The organism is Nocardioides sp. NPDC006273, assembly GCF_040613495.1.
Lineage (GTDB): Bacteria > Actinomycetota > Actinomycetes > Propionibacteriales > Nocardioidaceae > Nocardioides.
Window position 1 is genome coordinate 19,427 of record NZ_JBEXSD010000001.1, and the last position, 17,767, is coordinate 37,193.

21 protein-coding genes are annotated in these 17,767 nt (G+C 69.7%); 13 read left to right on the top strand and 8 right to left on the bottom strand.

What is annotated here, in order from left to right; translation table 11 throughout:
• Position 1 precedes the first annotated feature (1 nt).
• From ABZZ22_RS00085 to ABZZ22_RS00095, 3 genes are read left to right on the top strand one after another with little or no spacing between them, the layout of a single operon-like run.
• Positions 2-343: a hypothetical protein gene (locus ABZZ22_RS00085; RefSeq protein WP_354925387.1), complete on the top strand. Its 342-nt coding sequence runs from the start codon at positions 2-4 to the stop codon at positions 341-343.
• Positions 340-786, top strand: a complete 447-nt coding sequence (locus ABZZ22_RS00090) for a phage holin family protein (protein WP_354925390.1) — start codon at positions 340-342, stop codon at positions 784-786. The genes ABZZ22_RS00085 and ABZZ22_RS00090 overlap by 4 nt, the downstream gene beginning before the upstream one ends.
• On the top strand, positions 783-1,091 hold the full coding sequence (locus tag ABZZ22_RS00095) for a DUF3618 domain-containing protein (protein ID WP_354925393.1): 309 nt from the start codon (positions 783-785) through the stop codon (positions 1,089-1,091). The genes ABZZ22_RS00090 and ABZZ22_RS00095 overlap by 4 nt, the downstream gene beginning before the upstream one ends.
• Positions 1,092-1,242: 151 nt before the next feature.
• Here ABZZ22_RS00095 and ABZZ22_RS00100 read toward each other — a convergent pair whose 3' ends face one another.
• From ABZZ22_RS00100 to ABZZ22_RS00110, 3 genes are read right to left on the bottom strand one after another with little or no spacing between them, the layout of a single operon-like run.
• Positions 1,243-2,688: an aminotransferase class V-fold PLP-dependent enzyme gene (locus ABZZ22_RS00100; RefSeq protein ID WP_354925396.1), complete on the bottom strand. Its 1,446-nt coding sequence runs from the start codon at positions 2,686-2,688 to the stop codon at positions 1,243-1,245.
• A 4-nt stretch (positions 2,689-2,692) separates the two neighbouring features.
• Positions 2,693-4,030 carry an MFS transporter gene (locus tag ABZZ22_RS00105; RefSeq protein ID WP_354925399.1) on the bottom strand — a complete coding sequence of 446 codons (1,338 nt, stop codon included), beginning with the start codon at positions 4,028-4,030 and terminating at the stop codon, positions 2,693-2,695.
• 53 nt (positions 4,031-4,083) lie between these two features.
• Entirely contained in the window at positions 4,084-5,124 is a 1,041-nt protein-coding gene (locus tag ABZZ22_RS00110; RefSeq protein ID WP_354925402.1) for a hypothetical protein, read from the bottom strand.
• A 97-nt stretch (positions 5,125-5,221) separates the two neighbouring features.
• Between ABZZ22_RS00110 and ABZZ22_RS00115 the strand changes: the two genes are divergently transcribed.
• On the top strand, positions 5,222-5,689 hold the full coding sequence (locus ABZZ22_RS00115; protein WP_354925405.1) for a peroxiredoxin: 468 nt from the start codon (positions 5,222-5,224) through the stop codon (positions 5,687-5,689).
• Positions 5,686-6,534, top strand: coding sequence for an SDR family oxidoreductase (locus ABZZ22_RS00120; RefSeq protein ID WP_354925408.1), 849 nt, complete (start codon positions 5,686-5,688; stop codon positions 6,532-6,534). The genes ABZZ22_RS00115 and ABZZ22_RS00120 overlap by 4 nt, the downstream gene beginning before the upstream one ends.
• Before the next feature lie 28 nt (positions 6,535-6,562).
• Here the strand turns inward: ABZZ22_RS00120 and ABZZ22_RS00125 are convergent, their stop codons facing one another.
• Complete coding sequence (locus ABZZ22_RS00125; protein WP_354925411.1) at positions 6,563-7,096, bottom strand: AAA family ATPase; 534 nt, start codon at positions 7,094-7,096, stop codon at positions 6,563-6,565.
• A 92-nt stretch (positions 7,097-7,188) separates the two neighbouring features.
• Here ABZZ22_RS00125 and ABZZ22_RS00130 point away from each other — a divergent pair, with 92 nt between their 5' ends.
• Genes ABZZ22_RS00130 through ABZZ22_RS00140 form a run of 3 tightly spaced genes read left to right on the top strand, consistent with a single transcriptional unit; the run spans position 7,189 to position 10,178 of the window.
• Positions 7,189-7,521: a CU044_2847 family protein gene (locus tag ABZZ22_RS00130; protein WP_354925414.1), complete on the top strand. Its 333-nt coding sequence runs from the start codon at positions 7,189-7,191 to the stop codon at positions 7,519-7,521.
• Positions 7,521-9,143 (top strand): STING domain-containing protein, encoded by a 1,623-nt coding sequence (locus ABZZ22_RS00135; RefSeq protein ID WP_354925417.1) that lies wholly within the window; start codon positions 7,521-7,523, stop codon positions 9,141-9,143. The genes ABZZ22_RS00130 and ABZZ22_RS00135 overlap by 1 nt, the downstream gene beginning before the upstream one ends.
• 42 nt (positions 9,144-9,185) lie before the next feature.
• Entirely contained in the window at positions 9,186-10,178 is a 993-nt protein-coding gene (locus ABZZ22_RS00140; RefSeq protein ID WP_354925420.1) for a TIGR03557 family F420-dependent LLM class oxidoreductase, read from the top strand.
• A gap of 145 nt (positions 10,179-10,323) precedes the next feature.
• Here the strand turns inward: ABZZ22_RS00140 and ABZZ22_RS00145 are convergent, their stop codons facing one another.
• Genes ABZZ22_RS00145 through ABZZ22_RS00155 form a run of 3 tightly spaced genes read right to left on the bottom strand, consistent with a single transcriptional unit; the run spans position 10,324 to position 12,896 of the window.
• Positions 10,324-11,148 carry a sulfite exporter TauE/SafE family protein gene (locus ABZZ22_RS00145; protein ID WP_354925423.1) on the bottom strand — a complete coding sequence of 275 codons (825 nt, stop codon included), beginning with the start codon at positions 11,146-11,148 and terminating at the stop codon, positions 10,324-10,326.
• Position 11,149: 1 nt separating this feature from the next.
• Entirely contained in the window at positions 11,150-12,586 is a 1,437-nt protein-coding gene (locus tag ABZZ22_RS00150) for an MBL fold metallo-hydrolase (protein ID WP_354925426.1), read from the bottom strand.
• A gap of 7 nt (positions 12,587-12,593) precedes the next feature.
• The gene (locus ABZZ22_RS00155) at positions 12,594-12,896 is read right to left on the bottom strand and encodes a rhodanese-like domain-containing protein (protein WP_354925429.1); all 303 of its coding nucleotides are present in this window, start codon (positions 12,894-12,896) and stop codon (positions 12,594-12,596) included.
• A gap of 143 nt (positions 12,897-13,039) precedes the next feature.
• Between ABZZ22_RS00155 and ABZZ22_RS00160 the strand changes: the two genes are divergently transcribed.
• Positions 13,040-13,444 (top strand): DUF302 domain-containing protein, encoded by a 405-nt coding sequence (locus tag ABZZ22_RS00160; protein ID WP_292652387.1) that lies wholly within the window; start codon positions 13,040-13,042, stop codon positions 13,442-13,444.
• Positions 13,444-13,710 carry a metal-sensitive transcriptional regulator gene (locus tag ABZZ22_RS00165; RefSeq protein WP_292652385.1) on the top strand — a complete coding sequence of 89 codons (267 nt, stop codon included), beginning with the start codon at positions 13,444-13,446 and terminating at the stop codon, positions 13,708-13,710. The genes ABZZ22_RS00160 and ABZZ22_RS00165 overlap by 1 nt, the downstream gene beginning before the upstream one ends.
• Before the next feature lie 18 nt (positions 13,711-13,728).
• Here ABZZ22_RS00165 and ABZZ22_RS00170 read toward each other — a convergent pair whose 3' ends face one another.
• On the bottom strand, positions 13,729-14,907 hold the full coding sequence (locus tag ABZZ22_RS00170; RefSeq protein WP_354925433.1) for an alcohol dehydrogenase catalytic domain-containing protein: 1,179 nt from the start codon (positions 14,905-14,907) through the stop codon (positions 13,729-13,731).
• Positions 14,908-15,058: 151 nt separating this feature from the next.
• On the opposite strand from ABZZ22_RS00170, the gene ABZZ22_RS00175 reads away from it, so the two are divergent.
• From ABZZ22_RS00175 to ABZZ22_RS00185, 3 genes are all read left to right on the top strand, one after another.
• Positions 15,059-16,060: an NAD-dependent epimerase/dehydratase family protein gene (locus ABZZ22_RS00175; RefSeq protein WP_354925915.1), complete on the top strand. Its 1,002-nt coding sequence runs from the start codon at positions 15,059-15,061 to the stop codon at positions 16,058-16,060.
• An 86-nt stretch (positions 16,061-16,146) separates the two neighbouring features.
• Positions 16,147-16,755, top strand: a complete 609-nt coding sequence (locus ABZZ22_RS00180) for an NAD(P)H-dependent oxidoreductase (RefSeq protein WP_354925436.1) — start codon at positions 16,147-16,149, stop codon at positions 16,753-16,755.
• 46 nt (positions 16,756-16,801) lie between these two features.
• On the top strand, positions 16,802-17,752 hold the full coding sequence (locus ABZZ22_RS00185) for an ATP-binding protein (RefSeq protein WP_354925439.1): 951 nt from the start codon (positions 16,802-16,804) through the stop codon (positions 17,750-17,752).
• The last annotated feature ends 15 nt before the right edge of the window (positions 17,753-17,767 follow it).

Genomic DNA, 17,767 nt, shown 5'->3' on the forward strand with positions numbered 1-17,767 from the left:
CATGTTCAAGAAACCAGCGTTGTTGACTGCATTCGGCATCGGCTACCTGCTCGGCGCCCGCGCTGGACGCGAGCGGTACGACGCCATCGTCGCCAAGGCCCAGGGTCTGTGGAACGACCCGCGGGTCCAGGAGAAGGCACACACTGCCCGAGTCGTCGCCGAGGAGAAGGCAGAGACCGCCAAGCACGCCGCTCAGGACAAGATGCCTAACCACAACGGCAGCTCCACAGGCTCCACGAGCTCCACGGGCTCGACGCCGTCGCACCAGACCACGCCGAGCGCCCCGAGCCCGGCCGCCTCCGCTGACCCGGTGACCGGGACACCGCGGGGGTGGGAGTCGTGACCACCCATCAATCCGGCCCCACCCATCAGACCGACGCATCGATGGGTGAGCTCGTCTCGCGTCTCTCGGAAGAGATGTCTCATCTCGTCCGAGGTGAGTTCGAGCTCGCCCGCCTCGAGCTGACGGAGAAGGCCAAGCACACCGGCAAGGGCGCCGGAGTCTTCGGTGCCGCCGGCCTGGTGGCGCTGTACGGAGTGGGTGTCCTGATCGCCTCGGCGATCCTGGCCCTGGCTCTGGTGCTCGATGCCTGGCTCGCCGCGCTGCTGGTCGGGGTCGTACTCCTGGCCATCGCCGGCATCATGGCCCTGGTCGGGAAGAAGGAGGTCTCCGAGGGAGCTCCGATGAAGCCCGAACGCGCCACCGAGAACATCAAGCGGGACGTCGAGGCCGTCAAGCAGCACGGCCGGCCCACGGACCACACCGCGAGGAGGACGACGCCATGACGCACGACTCCACCAGGCCCGTCGAGAGGCCCGTCGAGAGGCCCGTCGACACCCATGACGACACCGGCATCGCCGCTGTCGAGGCCGACCTGGACTCCACCCGTCACGAGCTCGCCGACACGCTCGACGAGCTCGCCACCCGGCTGGACGTCAAGACGCGGAGCAAGGACAAGGTCCACGAGGTGAAGCAGCAGGCGCAGGTGGCTGCTGGATCCCGAGACGTACAGATCCGGAGCGGCATCGCCGTCGCGGCCGTGATCACCGTGATCCTGCTGCTGGCCAAGAGGAAGCGCCGGGTCAACTAGATGATTGATGCAAGGGCTGGGCGAGCCGATTCGCGCTCGGCGCCGCGCTCGCAAGGCGCCGCCTCGAAGGAATACCGGGTGTCTTTCGAGAGGCGGCAACGCCGCGAGCGCGGATGCCGAGTGCGAAGCGGCCGGTCAGACCGCGCATCAATCATCTAGGCCGGGTCAACCGGTCCAGGAAGGCGACGAGAAGCGCCTCGCGCATCGCAGGGGTGGCCAGGTCGAGCATCGCATTGACCTCGGCCATCTGCTGCGGTAGCGCGAGGCGGTGTCCTGACCTTGTCGAAGGGTCGCCTGCTGTGTCGGCGCCGATCAGACCCGCGGCGACCAACAGGCCGTCGAAATGGTCGTCCGAGAGGGTGAGCGGGTCGAGGCTCGCGATGAACTCCGCCACGCCGGGGTCGACCGTGACCGGGCCGGCGGCCACGGCGGCCGCGACCGCCTCGCCCAGAGCGTCGAGGAACTCCGGTACGTGGGGCAGCGTCGCGGCGCTCACCGACAGGTGGATGGTGGCGGGCGCGCCGGCGTAGGACATCTGCGGCTGGACGTACCAGCCTCGGGTCGCCATCTCGTCGCAGACCGTGAACGGGTCACAGGTCGCGTCCGTCCTGACCGCGATCAGCGTGGAGTCCGGAACGCTGACCTCGGTCAGCTCGGGTATCTCGCCGATCCCGGAGCGGATGCGGTCCACGGCATCGAAGACGTCGCGGGTGAGCCGCTCGTAGCCGTCATCGCCCAAGGAGCGCATCACCGCCCAGGCACCGGCCAGCGGGCCGCCCGACTTCGTCGACTGCATCGTGGAGTTGAGCATGGTGTAGCCCGGCCACGCGGCCGAGGCGAAGAACTGCGGTCGGCGCAGCTGCGGGGTGCGGTGCAGCAGGACCGAGGTGCCCTTGGGGGCGTAGGCGTACTTGTGCAGGTCCACGGAGATCGACGTGACGCCCTCGACCGCGAACGTCCATGCCGGTACGTCGCGGCCCAGCCGGGCCGCGTAGGGCAGCACCCAGCCGCCGATGCAGGCGTCGACATGGCACCGGATCCCGCGCTCGGCGGCGGCCGCCGCGATCGCGGTGACCGGGTCGACGACGCCATGCGCGTAGGACGGCGCCGAGGCGACCACGAGCACGGTGCGGTCGTCCATCGCCGCGGCCATCGCGGCCGCATCCGCTCGGAAGTCGGGCCCGACCGGGACGAGCACCGGCTCGACCCCGAAGTAGTGGGCGGCCTTGTGAAAGGCGGCGTGCGCGGTCGCCGGCAGCACCATCCGCGGGCGCTCGATCCCGGGATGGGCGTCGCGTGCGGTCTGCACCGCGAGCAGCACCGACTCGGTGCCACCGGAGGTGACCGTGCCGACCACGGTCTCGGGGGCCTCGAGGAGGTCGACGGTCATGCCGACCACCTCGGTCTCCATCCGGAGCAGGCTGGGGAACGCGGTCGGGTCCAGGCCGTTGGAGCCTGCGTAGGCAGCCACCGCCTCACGGCCGATCCGGTCGATGTCGGGCAGACCGGAGTCGTAGACGTAGGCGAGGGTGCGACCGCCGTGCACGGGAAGGTCGGCGGTCTGCATCGAGCGGAGCTGGGTCAGGGCGTCGGTCATCCGGTCACATTCCTCTATCGGTGCTGTCATCCACGTCGTCGGCAGTGAGTGTGTAGCGCCTCAGCCACAGCAGGCTGAGGAGGGCCAGGAGCGCCGGCAGCACCGAGAAGCCGAGCGTGATCGCGGTCAGCGCCGATTCGGGCTGGGCGATGTCGCTCCCGGTCGAGGAACGGTAGCCGCCGATCGCGAGCACGGCGGCGTAGACCCCGGGCCCGAGCGCCAGCCCGAGCGTCTCACCGGCGGTCCAGACGCCGGTGTACACGCCGATCCGGCTCGAGCCGCTGCGCCGGGCGTCGACGGCGGCCGCGTCGGGGAGCATCGCCATCGGGAAGACCTGGCACCCGGCGTACCCGACGCCGACCAGGACCACCGCGGCATAGACCAGTGCGGCCGGGGCGACCTGGGCGGTCGAGGCGCCCAAGGCCCCGACGGCGAGGACGACCGAGGCGGCGACGTACCCGCTCTTCTTGCCGACCCTGGCCCCGAGCGCCGCCCACGCGGGCGTGAGCAGCAGCGCGGGGCCCACGAAGCAGACGAACAGCACCGTCGCCGCACCCGCATGGCCGAGCACGTTCGTGGCCAGGTAGTCGACGCCAGCCAGCATCGCGCCGAACGCCACGGCCTGGATCACGAAGGTGATCAGCAGCCGGCGGAAGTCGGGCGCCGCCGCCACGATCCTCAGCTGGTCGCGCAGGCTGCCCGCACCCGGCTCGATGGTGCGGACCGGCGCCCGTCGGGTGCCGACGTACGCACTGAAGACCCCGATCAGGATGAGCACCGCCATCACCACGCCCATGAGCCGATAGCCCTCACGGCCGCCGACGGCGTCGCGGATCATCGGCGCGCTGGCGCCGGCGAGCAGGATGGTCAGCGCCAGGATCGCGACCCGCCAGGTCATCAGCCGGGTCCGCTCGTCGTACGAGTCGGTCAGCTCGGCGGGCATCGCGACATAGGGCACCTGGAAGAACGCGTACGCCGTCGCGCATGCCAGGAACAGGACCAGCACCCACAGGGCCTCGAGCCCGGTGGCCATCGACGGCGCCGCGAAGAGCAGCGCGAAGGTCACCGCCAGCGCGATCCCGGCCCGGCGCAACCAGGGCCGTCGCGGCCCCCGCGGATCCACCGTCCGGTCGCTGATCCGGCCTGCGATCGGGTTCAGCACCACATCCCACGCCTTCGGTGCGAACACGATGAACCCGGCCGCCAGCGCTGCGATCCCGAGGGTGTCGGTCAGGTAGGGGAGCAGCATCAGGCCCGGGATGGTGCCGAAGGTGCCGGTGGCCACCGAGCCGGAGCCGTAGCCGAGGCGTACGCCGAGCGGCAGGGTCGGACGGGCGTGCATGCCCGACATAGTGCCGTGGCCGACCCCTCGGCGTCCGGGGTTTCGCCTCATCCTCACCACAGGTAGCGGCGTACGAAAGCCTCCTTGATCGGCCCGCCATGGGCGAACGCGGCGTCCACGGTCTTCTCGAGGGTGAGCGCCGAGAAGCAGGTGTCGCCGTCGACGAGAAGATCCGCGTACGCCGCAGCCGCCTGCGCGAAGCTCACGTTCCGAGCGGGGTGGAGCAGGACGTGGCGGGTCTGCGGCGTCCACTGGTCGGGGTGGTTCCGCATCGAGAGCGCGAGGAGGTGGTCGCGCCAGATCTGGCGCAGGCCGGTGTCGAGGACCTTGTCCTGCCAACCCGGCTTGAACGCGCCGGAGGCCTCCGCGATGGCGATCAGGAACTCGGTCTGCTCCTCGTGCCTTGCGACGGCGTCCGGTTTGTCGGGCGGCGGCTTGGGCTCCTTCACGGCGTGTTCGTGATACTTCGTCTCGACGCCGAGCACGGTCAGTGGCGCGGTCGGCCGTCCGAGCACCAGCGCGACGTCGAAGGCGGTGCGGTCCCGGGTGTAGCGATCGCTGCCTCGTCCCGGCGACCATTCGAAGAGGATCGCCGAGGTCTCGGCATAGGGCGCGCCGAACAGCTCTGCGAGCTGGTGCCGGGAGGCGTGGTTCTCCGGCAGAGACGCCTCACCGAAGAGGTTGAACGCCATCGGCATCGACGACAGCAGATCGCGATACAGACGCTTCGCGTCGAGGGTCTGGTGATCCTGCTTCGCCTCCACGCGTGCCCGGGCGATCCGGTGGATCTCAGGGGTGAGGAAGTTCGCGCCCGCCTCTGCGTCGGCGTCGAGGAGCTTCGTGCCGTTGTGGATGTCTTCCACCGGGGTCTCGTCGAAGCCTCGTCTCCCCGCGTGGCTGCCGAAGGAGACGATGCCGAGCTCGTCGACGGCCCAGCGATGCTGTCGCCACCTGGCCTCCCGCTTGAACGCCGTCATCCTCTGCCCACCGGCCGTGTCGGTGTCGAACCAGCAGCCGGCGTCCTTCAGGTCATCTTGCGACGGGATCATCGGCGTCTTCATCGTGATCGTCCTTCGTCCGGGGGTTGCGATCATCGACGTCCGAATCCTCGGAGACCGACCACATCGAACGGCGCGTACCCGGCGTTGGGTACGTGGGCGTGGCTTCTGATCTGCGGAGTAGGTTGGCGCCATGCCGCTCGAGACCGGTGCCGTCGCGCCCGACTTCACGCTCCCCGCCCAAGACGGTACGTCCGTCGTCCTCTCCTCGCTCCTCGAGAAGGGACCCGTCGTGCTCTTCTTCTACCCGGCCGCCGAGACCCCGGTGTGCACGAAGGAGGCCTGCCACTTCCGTGACCTGGCCGGCGAGTTCGAGGCGATCGGCGCCCAGCGGCTCGGGATCAGCAAGGACAGCGTGAAGAAGCAGGCCGGCTTCGCCGCCGACCACGACCTCGACTATCCCGTCCTCTCCGATCCCTCCGGATCGGTCGCCGGGCTCTACGGCGTGAAGCCGAGCATCCTCGGCAAGCTCGGACCGCTGCAGCGTACGACCTTCGCGATCGGCGCCGACGGCCGGATCAAGGCTGTCGTCGAGGGGATGCTCAAGGCCGAGATCCACGCCGACGAGGCCCTGGCCGCGCTCCGGGACGAGGCGCGATGACGGCCCGGCCCACCATCGCCGTCACCGGCGCGACCGGTTACGTCGGCGGCCTCGTCGCTCGCGCGCTGGGAGGCTCCGCCACCGATCTTCGTCTTCTCGTGCGTGACCCCGCCAGGGCCCCCGAGATCCCCGGAGCCGACGTGTTCGCGGTCAGCTACGACGACCGAGAGGCCGCTGTGGCGGCTCTCGACGGCGTTCAGACCGTGCTCATGGTCTCGGCCGCCGAGTCGGCGGACCGCCTGGAGCAGCACCTCACCTTCGTCGACGCCGTCGCGGCGGCCGGGGTCGAGCACATCGTCTACACGTCCTTCTTCGGCGCTGCGCCGGATGCCGTCTTCACGCTCGCGCGCGACCACTTCGCGACCGAGGAGCGGATCAAGGCGAGCGGCATGGGCTACACCCTGCTCCGTGACAACTTCTACCTCGACTTCCTCCCCGCCCTGGTCGGTGAGGACGGTGTCATCCGGGGGCCGGCAGCCGAGGGGCGCTTCGCGCCGGTCGCGCGCGCCGACGTCGCGCGCTCGGCCGTGGCGGCGCTCACGGCGCCACACCATCACCGAGGGCTCACCTACGACCTCACCGGACCCGAGTCGCTCACGATGAGCGAGGCAGCCGACATCCTCGCCGAGCATCTCGGGAGAGAGGTGCGCTATCACGACGAGACGGTCGAAGAGGCCTACGCGTCGCGTCGCCGGTGGGAGGCGCCCGACTGGCAGTACGACGCCTGGGTCTCCACCTACACCGCGATCGCCGCAGGGCAGCTCGACGGCGTCAGCAGTGCTGTAGCCACGCTCACCGGTCGGGAGCCTCTGGGCCTCCGCGACTACCTCGCCGCCGGCGAGTAGGCGCAGGAACCGAGCGAGTCCGACCGCGTCATTCCTGCTGGCGGACCACCGAAACCGAGGCCATCGCGGGCACGTCGAGGCGGTATACCCGGCTGAAGCCCTCGCCGTCGAGGCTGGCCAGAGAGGCGTCCATGTCGGCCCGCTGACCACGGATTGCGCGTTCGGGGACGACGCGTCCGTGGCGTGAGGTGTTGCGTGCCAGGCAGTCCTCGAGCGAGACGTCGAGAGCGATGGCGACTGTCTCGACGCCGAGCTTCTCGGCAAGGTCGAGGTTGCGGCGACGGGCACTCCCATGGACGTTGGTGGCGTCGATGACCGCGATCCGACCGGCCTCCAGGCGTGCCTGCGCGATGTAGCGGACGAGCTCGAAGGCCTGCGGTGTGACCGACTGATCCGCCTCGGAGTCCGCGATGAGGGCCCGGCAGTGGTCGCTGGAGATGACCTCGTACGGCCCGAAGACGTGCTTGGCGAAGGTCGACTTCCCCGATCCCGACGGACCGATGAGAAGCACCAGGCTGGGAGCGCCGATCTTGATGGTGCCACCGGCAGGTACGTCGATCACGCGCCAACCGTACTGGGAGGCTCGTCGAAACCACTCACGCGTCCCTCCCGGTTCCCCTACGGTTGCGGGGTTCGAATCACGAGGAGGACGCGTTGGATTACACGCCGGTTCAGATCGGTACGTCGACCATCCTGATCGAGTCGTCGGACGACGGGCCCGGCGGAGGGATCGACAGGTCCGGCGACGAGTTCGGCACCACCGAGACCAGCAGCCGGCTCGAGGACGCCTACGGATCGCTCAAGCGGATGCTCCAGGACGTCTCGGCGGATCTCGGCAGCGCGCTCGCGTCATCCCCTGACGGGCCCTGCTCGGTCTCGCTGGAGCTCGCGTTCTCGTTCACCAGCGGCGCCGACGTGTGGGTCATGAAAGCGCAGGGTCAAGGGTCGGTGAAAGCCACGTTGACCTGGGACTTCGACCGATCCTGATGAGCGTCGGCGAGCTGCTCGCGCAGGCGACCTGCGCCGTCCGGGCGAGCAAGGACGGACGTACGATCGGCACTGCCTGGCTGGGCACCGACGAGGGCCATCTCCTGACCGCGGGCCACGTGGTCGCACCCCTCGCCTCGCAGGGTGAGGTGTGGGTGAGGTTCCCCGATGCCGAGACCGACGAGCGTGCGACGTTCGTGATCCAGCCGGTCCACGACAAGCCCGCCGCGTTGGACTTTGCGGTGCTGAGGCTCGACCGCCCGAACGGTCGGCGCCCGCTGCCGTTCACCCTCGTGACGCAGGCCGACGGACTGGTGCGCGCGCGTGGCTACGGCGACAACCTCCGCAACGCGCAGAGCGGCGGCACCGGCGTACTGACACCTGCCGGGAACTACCTGCGCACCAGCAGCTCGTGGGCCTACTACTTCCAGTACGAGACGACGACCCTGGCGGTCACCGGATTCAGCGGCGCCGCGGTCTACAGCGACCTCGCCGGTGCGGTTATCGGCATCCAGGTCGAGGCCGAGGGCGGCCGACAGGCGTTCGCGATGCCGCTTGCCCGGATCGTCGACTACTGGGAAGAACTCGTCGGCGCCGCGGTGAGACCGACGCGCGGTCGCTGTGTCCTGCTGCAGCCGAGCAGCACCACCGAGACCCAGCGCGACATCGTCCGTGAGCGGATCCTGCGGCCCGTGCTGGAGCAGCTGAACCTCTCCCTCTACGTCTCGGAGCCGTCGGGAATGCGGGGCGAGGATCTCAAGCAGCTCGAGCTCGCCGACGTCGTCATCGCCGACATCACCGACGCAGATCCGGCGGTCGTCTACGAGCTCACGGTCGCTCAGGGTCTCGGCACTCCGGACGTCGTCATCCAGGAGCGGAGCACGAAATTGCCGGCCGGACGCATCTTCGACGTGCTCGACCTCGACCTGGACGACGTCGAGGCGTCCAGACGCACCGTCGAGCAGCGCCTGCTCTCGGTGCGGTCGATCTTCGAGGCGCTGGGCGAGAACCCGACGGCCAACCCGGTGACGACCTTCTTCAAAGCGCCGCTGACCCAGATCTCGGTGGCCAACGCCCTGGCCGCGGGCTACGCGAGGAACTTCGTGATCCCCGTCGCCGACGCGCTGCTCGAGATCAGCGCGGGACGGGGTCCGGGCGGCGTGACCGTCGACGGTGTCGAGGTGTCCCCCGAGCGGCTGCGAGATGTCACCGTGACGGTGGTCGTGCCGAAGCGGCTGGAGTGGTGCAGCGATGACTTCATCGATCTCGAGCTCGCCCGAACCGGCCTGGTCGTCCCTGCAACCGTGTCCCACCCGGACTTCTCGCGACCACGGTCTATGAAGTGCCTTCCGCTCGTCGACGGCGAACCGGTGCGGCTCCTCGACGTGTTCCCGACCACCCTGGCCACGGTTGCCGAGTCGATCGACGAGCGCTTCGATATCGATCCCCACCGGCGTACGAGCGACCATTGGGTGGCGCTGGAGCAGAAGGAGATCGACCGCTTTCAGAGCAAGCTCGTCAAGCGCATCCGCTCCGCTGGTGACCGCCGCGTCGGCCCCCGGTTCCTCCGTGACGTTGTCCGTGTCTCCACGGCCGCGGCGGTGTTCCCGCAGCTCACCTGACGTCGGGGAATGCCCGCCGCCACGTCGGGTACCGCCTTCGGCATGGTTGCATTCGGATACACACTGATGACCGAACAGGCGGGCCCGAAAGACCTCGTGCGCCACGCCGTCGCTGCCGAGGAGGCGGGTTTCGACTTCCTCGTGATGAGCGACCACTACTCGCCATGGCTGGTCGAGCAGGGGCACGCGCCGTACGCATGGAGCGTGCTGGGCGCAGTCGCGCAGGCCACGCAGCGGATCCCGCTGATGACCTACGTGACCTGCCCGACGATGCGCTACCACCCCGCCGTGGTGGCCCAGAAGGCTGCCACCGTGCAGGATCTCTCCGACGGCCGGTTCACCCTCGGACTCGGCAGTGGAGAGAATCTCAACGAGCACGTCGTGGGTGCCGGCTGGCCGGCCGTGCACACCAGGCATGAGATGCTCGCCGAGGCGATGGAGATCATCTCCGCGCTCTTCGACGGCGATCTCGTCGACTACCGGGGCGAGCACTTCCAGGTCGATGCCGCTCGGCTCTGGGACCTTCCCAGCACCCGGGTTCCTGTCGGGCTGGCGATCGGCGGGCCCGAGGTCTCCAAGCGCTGCGCCGCCATGGCCGACCACCTGATCGCCGTAGAGCCCGATGCGGATCTGGTGGCGGGGTGGAACAACGTGGCGGAGGCGCCGAGAGTCGGAGCCGGTGGCAACCGAGCCATCGGCCAGATCCCGATCAGCTGGGACCCCGCGGACGCCGAAGCAGCGACACGACGGGCCCACGACCAGTTCCGCTGGTTCGGCGGTGGCTGGGCGGTCAACAGCGAGCTTCCGACCACGGCGAGCTTCGCTGCCGCCTCGCAGTTCGTGCGCCACGAGGACGTCGCCTCGTCGATCCCGTGCGGCCCCGACCTCGACGCGATCACGGACGGGATCCGGCCCTTCTGGGAGGCCGGGTTCACCGATGTGGCTCTCGTCCAGGTGGACGGGTCGACGAACGACCAGTTCCTGACCGAGGCGGCCGCGCCTCTCCTCGCCGCGCTGCGCTCGGCGTCGGGCTGAGGCTCGGCCGCCCGGGACTCAGGGCTTGAAGACGACCTTCACCAACCACCTCGCCGGGCTGTTGGCCGAGTCGCCCTAGCCCGCGGGGCAGCGAGCGAGTCCTGCGTGGACGGCGAGCAGCTGAAAGGTCGGAGGCGCGCGCAGGTCATAGGAGCGCGGGCACTGCCTGGGCGGCGGTATAGACGGCGACGCCGAGGACCAGGACGGTGAAGACGGTCCGTAGCCAGTCGGTGTCGACACGGTCGGCGAGGCGTGCCCCTGCGACGGCAGCTGCCGCCGACGTCGCGGTGAGGACGGCGACGGGGATCCAGTCCGGCTGGGCGCCGGAACCGGCCCGGACGACCAGTGCTGCGGTGCTGGTGATGGTGATGACCACCAGGGACGTGCCGGCGGCGTACTCCATGGGCAGCGCGAGGGCGATCAGTAGAGCGGGTACGACGAGGAAGCCGCCGCCCACGCCCAGAAAGCCGGTCAGTGCCCCGACGACCGTCGCCGTCACCAGCACCTTGAGCGCCCGGGGGCACTGGCAGGCGAACTTCGGGCTGAACGTGATGATCGGGTCGTCCAAGGCGGGTCGCGCGGCGGGCCGGTGGCGGCCTCCCCGACCGTGACGTAGCTGGCGCCAGGCCAGCATTCCGCCGACCAGCAGCATCAGGGCGGCGAACGCGGCCAACAGGACGTTCTCGGGGACCCGGTCGGACGCCGCTGACCCCACCACCGCTCCGCCGATCGCGATCAAGCCGAAGACCAGGCCGCGGCCGAGCAGTACGTTGCCGGCCCGATGTGCGGCGATCGCCCCGATGAGCGAGGTGACGCCGACGACCACCAGCGATCCGGTGGTCGCCTGGGGAGCGGACTGGCCGAGCAGATACACCAGCACCGGCACCGCCAGGATCGAACCGCCGCCACCGAGTGCGCCCAGAGACAGGCCGATGAGCGCGCCGGCGGCGACGGCGAGGAGCAGGGTCATCTCAGGCGCCGTCGCCCTGTCGGCTCACGAGGTGCAGACCCACCTTCTCGGCGTTCTCGAAGGAGTCGTCGATCGCGACCGGAGTACGGCCGGCGGCGGCAATGAACGAGGCGGCGACCGAGGCGCGGTAGCCGCCGGCGCAGTGCACCCACACCTCCCCGGCCGGCACGTCGCCGACCCGGCGGGGCAGCTCGTGGATCGGGATGTTGACCGCTCCTTCGATCGCTTCGGCCTCGTACTCGTCCGAGCGGCGTACGTCGAGCACGGCGACGTCGCGGTGGTGGCGCACCTGCGCCAGGTCGGCGAAGGTGGCGGTGGGGAAGCTGCCGAGCTCGCCGTCGGTCCAGTCCTGCGGTCCGCCGGTGGCCTGGGCTGCGGGCCGGTCGATGCCGATCCGGACCAGCTCGCGCTGGGCGGTGGCCACGTCCTCGGGTGTCTCGCCGAGCAGGGTCACGGGCGTGCCCCACTCGATCAGCCAGCCCAGGTAGGTCGAGAAGCCACCGTCCAGCCCGAAGTTGAAGGTGCCGGGGGAGTGACCGGCGGCGAAGGCCTTGCGGTTGCGCAGGTCCACCACCCACTCGCCCGCCTCGATCCTGCGCCGCAGCTCGGTCGCGTCGGCCTCCTGCACCGGGGAGAGGTCGGGTGCGGATGGGCCGGCCGCGTTGGCGGGTCCCATGTGCGCGTAGTACGCCGGCCAGGCGGCGAGGCCGCTCAGCAGCTCGCGGACGTAGGTCTCCTCGTCCTGGGTCAGCACCGGATTCGTGCGCTTCTCGTCGCCGATCGTCGAAGCGGTGGCTTCGGACTGCGTGGCCGAGCAGAAGGACCCGAACCCGTGGGTGGGGTAGATCTCCGCCTCGTCAGGCAGTTGCTCGGCGAGCTTGTGTGCCGACGCGTGCTGGTGGCGCACCAGGGCGTCGGTGTGCTCCTTGCCGAGCAGGTCGGGCCGGCCGGTGGCGCCGTAGAGCAGCGAGCCGCCGGTGAACGCGGCGTACGGCTCCTCGCGGTCAGGCCCTTGGACCGAGAGCTCGTAGGACAGGTGTGTGAAGGTGTGACCGGGAGTGGCGATCGCGCGGACACGCATCCGGTCGCCGACCTCGACGACCTCGTCGTCGGTGATCGGAGTGCGGTCGAAGGACACCTCGTCCGCGCCGTTGACCAGGTACGCCGCGCCGGTCGCCTGCGCGAGTGCCAGGCCGCCGGTGACGTAGTCGTTGTGGATGTGGGTCTCGAAGACGTGGGTCAGTCGGACGCCGTCGGCCTCGAGCACTTCCAGCACCCGGTCGATGTCGCGCTGAGGGTCGACCACGAAGGCGACCTCGCCGTCGTGGACCACGTAGGTGCGGTCCCCGAGCGATGGGGTCTCGAGGGTGCGGACGATCAGCCCGCCGGCCGGCTGCTGCTGTGCCGCGGTGGACTCGATGGCGGTGTAGTCGGTCATGTTCGCCTCATTTCTCGATCGGTCGCCCGGAACGGATCCAGGCATTGGTGCCGCCCGCGACGTTGATCGCGTCGAAGCCGTTGGCGGTCAGGACTTCGGTCATCGCACCGCTGCGATTGCCCGAGGCGCACACCATGTGGACCGAACGATCCCGATCGACTTCGCCCAGTCGGGCGAACAGCTGATCCATCGGGATGTTGATCGCCCCGGGCACGTGGCCCTCGCGGAACTCGGCAGGCTCGCGGACGTCGATGACAGCCGCGCCCTGATCGAGCGCCGCGGCGAGCTGGTCGATGGTGGTCTCACGCATGAGAGGGACTCCTTTGCTGACGTGTCGTGTAACCCCCCGGGGGGTTGTGGTTTCGACGTTAACACATCCCCCTAGGGGGTTGTATGGTTGTCAGTGCAGACCCGCCGCAGGCCTAGTGATCGATACCCAGGAGGGACATACCCATGACGCAGTACACGCTCGAAGCCACCGTTCGCCGCCCCTATGGCGAGACCGTCGAGGCGGTGCGCGCCGAGCTCGCAGCTGCCGGATTCGGCATCCTCACCGAGATCGACCTGAAGGCCACGCTGAAGGCGAAACTCGATGTCGACGTCGCACCCCAAGTCATCCTGGGGGCCTGCCGTCCGCAGCTGGCTCACCAAGCGCTGCAGGCAGATCCCTCGATCGCCGCCCTGCTGCCCTGCAACGTCGTCGTCCGGGCCGTCGACGACACCACCACCGTTGTCGAGGCCTTCGACCCCGACACCATGATGTCCATCGCCGGCGACGCCGGCGACACCCTTCGCGCCGTCGCGACCGACGCGCGGCAGCGGCTGACCGCGGCTCTGGCCGCATTGGAGAACAACTGATGGACCTCGAACCCGCCGAGATCAAGGCGATCATCACCCGCATGAAGCGCGCCAACGGCCACCTCGCCAGCGTGATCCGCATGATGGAAGAGGGATCGGACTGCGAGTCCGTCCTCACCCAGCTGGCCGCCGTGAACAAGGCCCTCTCCCGCGCTGGCTACGCGATCGTGGCCACCGGCCTGCAGCAGTGCCTCACCGAGTCCGACGAGGGTCTCGACGGTGTGGACGTCAAGAAGATGGAGAAGCTCTTCCTCGCCCTCGCCTGAGCAGGCGGAACGCCAGGCTCAGGGCTTGAAGACGACCTTCACCATCCCGTCGGCCTTGGTCTGGAAGGACTTGTAGGCCCACGGAGCCTCGGTGAGGGGAACGTGGTGGGTGGCGAAGGAGTCCACGCCCAGCGGGTCGTCGTCGCCCTCGAGGAACGGCATCAGGTCATCAGTCCAGGCGCGTACGTTGGCCTGGCCCATGCGGATGCCGACCTGCTTGTCGAACAGTTGCATCATCGGGAACGGGTCCATCGCACCGCCGTAGACGCCGGCGATCGAGACGGTGCCTCCGCGGCGTACGGCCTCGAAGGCGGTGTGCAGCGCGGCCATCCGGTCGACGCCGGCGGTCTGCATCACCGGGCGGCTGACGGCGCCGGGCATCCGCGACAGGATGGTCGTGGCCATCTCCGCGATCGGCGACCCGTGGGCCTCCATCCCCACGGCGTCGACCACGGCGTCGGCTCCGCGTCCGTCGGTCAGCTCGCGCACCTGCTCGCCGACGTCGCCGGACCCGAACGAGATCGTCTCGGCTCCACGCTGTTCGACCCGGGCGAGTCGCTCGGGCTCGCGATCCACGCTGAGGACACGGTGACCCTCGGCGATGGCGAAACGGGCCACCATGTCACCGATCGGGCCGGCGCCGAGCACCAGCACGGTGCTCTCCGGGCCTGGGTCGGCGTACCGGAGCGCCTGCCATGCGGTCGGCAGGACATCGGAGAGGAACAGGAACCGGTCATCGGGCGGGCCGTGCGGCACCTTGACCGGCAGCTGGTTGCCGAAGGGGACGCGGAGGTACTGCGCCTGCCCGCCGGGGACCTGTCCGTAGAGCGAGCTGTAGCCGAAGAGGCTCGCGCCGGTGCCCTGGTCGCGGTTCTGCGTGGTCTCGCACTGTGAGTGCAGGTCGCGCCGGCACATCCAGCAGGTTCCGCAGCTGATGTTGAACGGCACCACCACCCGGTCACCGACGTTCAGCTCGTGGACCGCGGGTCCGGTCTCGGCCACGACCCCCATCGGCTCGTGGCCGACGATGTCGCCCGGCGTCATGAAACCGGTGAGCACTTCGTAGAGGTGCAGGTCGGAACCGCACAGTCCCGACGAGGTGACCTCGACGATGATGTCGTCGTCCTCGACGATGTGCGGGTCCGGGACCTCCTCCACCCGGATGTCGCGCCGCCCTTGCCAGGTGACCGCCTTCATGGATCTGCCTCCTTCGGATCGGATGACCACTGCGGTACCCGGATCCGGCGATTCGAGACCGGCGATCGAACAGTGCTCAACCGGAGCGAGGTGGGTACCGGTGACGCACATCGGACAGATCGGGCCGGAAGCGGGAAGGGCGTGGACACACATGAAGGTGGTTGTCATAGGTGCGTCGGGAAACCTCGGCAGCGCCACGATCCGGGCCTTGACCGCGGACGGTGCCGCGACGGTCATCGCCGTGGCCCGGCGGGCGCCGAGCGGCCCGCGGACCAACACCCACGCCTCTGCGGAGTGGCGTGAGGCCGACGTGTCGACGGGCAACCTGGAGCCGGTGCTGGAAGGGGCCGACGCGGTCGTCCACCTCGCTTGGAAGTTCCAGCCGACGCACCGGCCCGAGGAGACCTGGGCGACCAACGCGGTCGGCACGCGCAAGGTGCTCGAGGCCGTGACCAGGGCCGGCGTCCCGGCGCTCGTGTGCGTCTCGTCGGTGGCTGCCTACTCGCCGGTCGACCACGACGATCACCTCGACGAGACCTGGGAGACCGACGGCGCGTCGTCGGCTGCGTACTGCCGGGAGAAGGCGTACGTCGAACGGGCTCTGGACGCCTTCTCCGGCTACCATCCCGAGGTCCGTCTGGTCCGGGTCCGGCCCGCGTTCGTCTTCCAGCGCTCGGCGGCCAGCGAGCAACGGCGCATCTTCGGCGGCGCCCTGGCCAGGCCCGAGCTCCTGGACCGGCGGCGGATCCCGGTGGTGCCGGTGCCTGCGGGCCTGCGGTTCCAGGCAGTGCATGCCGGCGATGTCGGCCGGGCTCTCGCCACCGCCGCGACCACGGAGGTGACCGGCGCGTTCAACCTGGCCGGTGAGGGCGTGATCACTCGCGAGGAGATCGGCGAGCTGATGGGCGCTCGGACGGTCGAGGTCCCCTCGAACCTCATGCGTCAGGGCTTGGAGACGGCCTGGCACGCACGTCTCGCGCCCGTCCCGGGCAGCCTCCTCGATGCGGTCATGCAACTGCCCCTGATGTCGACCGCCCGCGCTGAGCGGGAGCTCGACTGGCGACCGCGCCACTCCGCCATGGAGGCGCTCGAGGCGGTCATCTCCGGCATCCCGGCGAAGGCCGGCAGCGAGCTTCCGCCACTGCATCCGTGACGTCCAGGAGAAGGACCACCCCGGCAGACGGGTCGGGCGTTCCGCGATCAAGGCATGAGGGCGATGCTCCTTGGTTACCGGTTGGCATGACGTCACTGAGCTGTCTGATCCTGAACTGCACTCTCAAGCCTTCGCCTCACGAGTCCAGCTCCGAGCTGATCGGGTCCCAAGTGCTCTCCGCGCTCCGGGATCACGGGGTGGGCGGCGAGATGGTCCGGGTGGTCGATCACGACGTGCGGTTCGGGGTGACCACCGACGAGGGCGACGGAGACGAGTGGCCGCAGCTGCGTGAGCGGATGCTGGCCGCGGACATCCTGGTGCTGGTCACCCCGATCTGGCTGGGTCAGCCGTCCGCGGTCTGCAAGATGGTGCTCGAGCGGCTCGACGCCGAGCTCGGCGAGACCGACGACGACGGCCGGATGCTGACCTACGACAAGGTCGCCGGGATCGGCGTCGTCGGCAACGAGGACGGCGCCCACCACGTCACCGCCGAGCTCTGTCAGGCGTTGAACGACGTCGGCTTCACCATCCCCGCCGGCGCGGCGACCTACTGGGTCGGCGAGGCCATGCAGGGCGTGGACTACAAGGACAAGGAGCCGACGCCCGAGACCACCGCGGGGACGACCAGGACCCTGGCCCGCAACGTAACCCACCTCGCGGGCCTGTTGGCTGCCTCGCCCTATCCCACTGAGTGACCGCTCACCCAGTGACGGCAGGAGCGAACGGGGGCACACTGGCCCCATGATCTCCGTCTCCGACCGGGGCCGACCTGAGCTCCGGGTGCGCCTCACCGCCGAGGCGGCCAGCGTGCCCGGAGCGCGCAGGTTCGTCACGGATGGGCTTCTGGATTGGGGTCGCGCGCACCTGGTCGAGGACGCGGCCATGTGCATCACCGAGATGGCGGCGAACTCGGCCCTGCACAGCGGCAGCCCCTACATGCACGTGCGTCTGCACGATCTCGAGCCGGCGGTGAGGGTCAGCGTCGAGGACGACGGCGCGCTGGTCCCTGTCCAAGCCGTTGCTCCGCCTCCTGTCGAGAGTCGGGGCACCACCGGGCGGGGGCTGGCCATCGTGTCGGTGCTGGCGAAGTCCTGGGGGATCGAGGAGCGCGCCGATCGGCGGCGCATCTGGGCCGACCTCGTCGGCGACGGCGTCGAGCACGACGTACGGCCTCCCACGGTGGAGTACGGCGAGCAGGTGGTGCCGGCGTCGTCCGCCGTCCCGGCGGACTGGGTCACCGTGCGGTTGCCCCGCTGCCCGGTCCAGCTCGGGCTCCAGATCGACCAGCGCCTCGACGACCTGGTCCGTGAGCTCCAGCTCATCGACTCCGAAGAGGGCCCGACCCCGCCGCGGGAGCTCGGCCAGCTCATCGAGCGGCTGGTCGCCCGACCGGCCTTCGCCCGTCACATGGGTCGGCGCACCGCACTGGACGCTGCTGCTGCGGGGCTGGAGTACGTCGACATCGAGATGACCCTTCCCCGCGAGATGGCTGTCGTGGTCCGTGAGCTGATGGCCGCGGACAACCTGGCCGACGCGCTCAGCGAGACCCACCAGCTGCTCACCCTGCGCTCCACACCGGAGATGGTCTCGCTGCGGACCTGGTTCACCGAGAGCATCGTCGCTCAGGCGGAGGACGACGCCGACCCCGTGCCGTACGACGAATGGCTGCGGGCGGGTGGTGGCCATGGGTGAGGCTTGCCCAGCCTG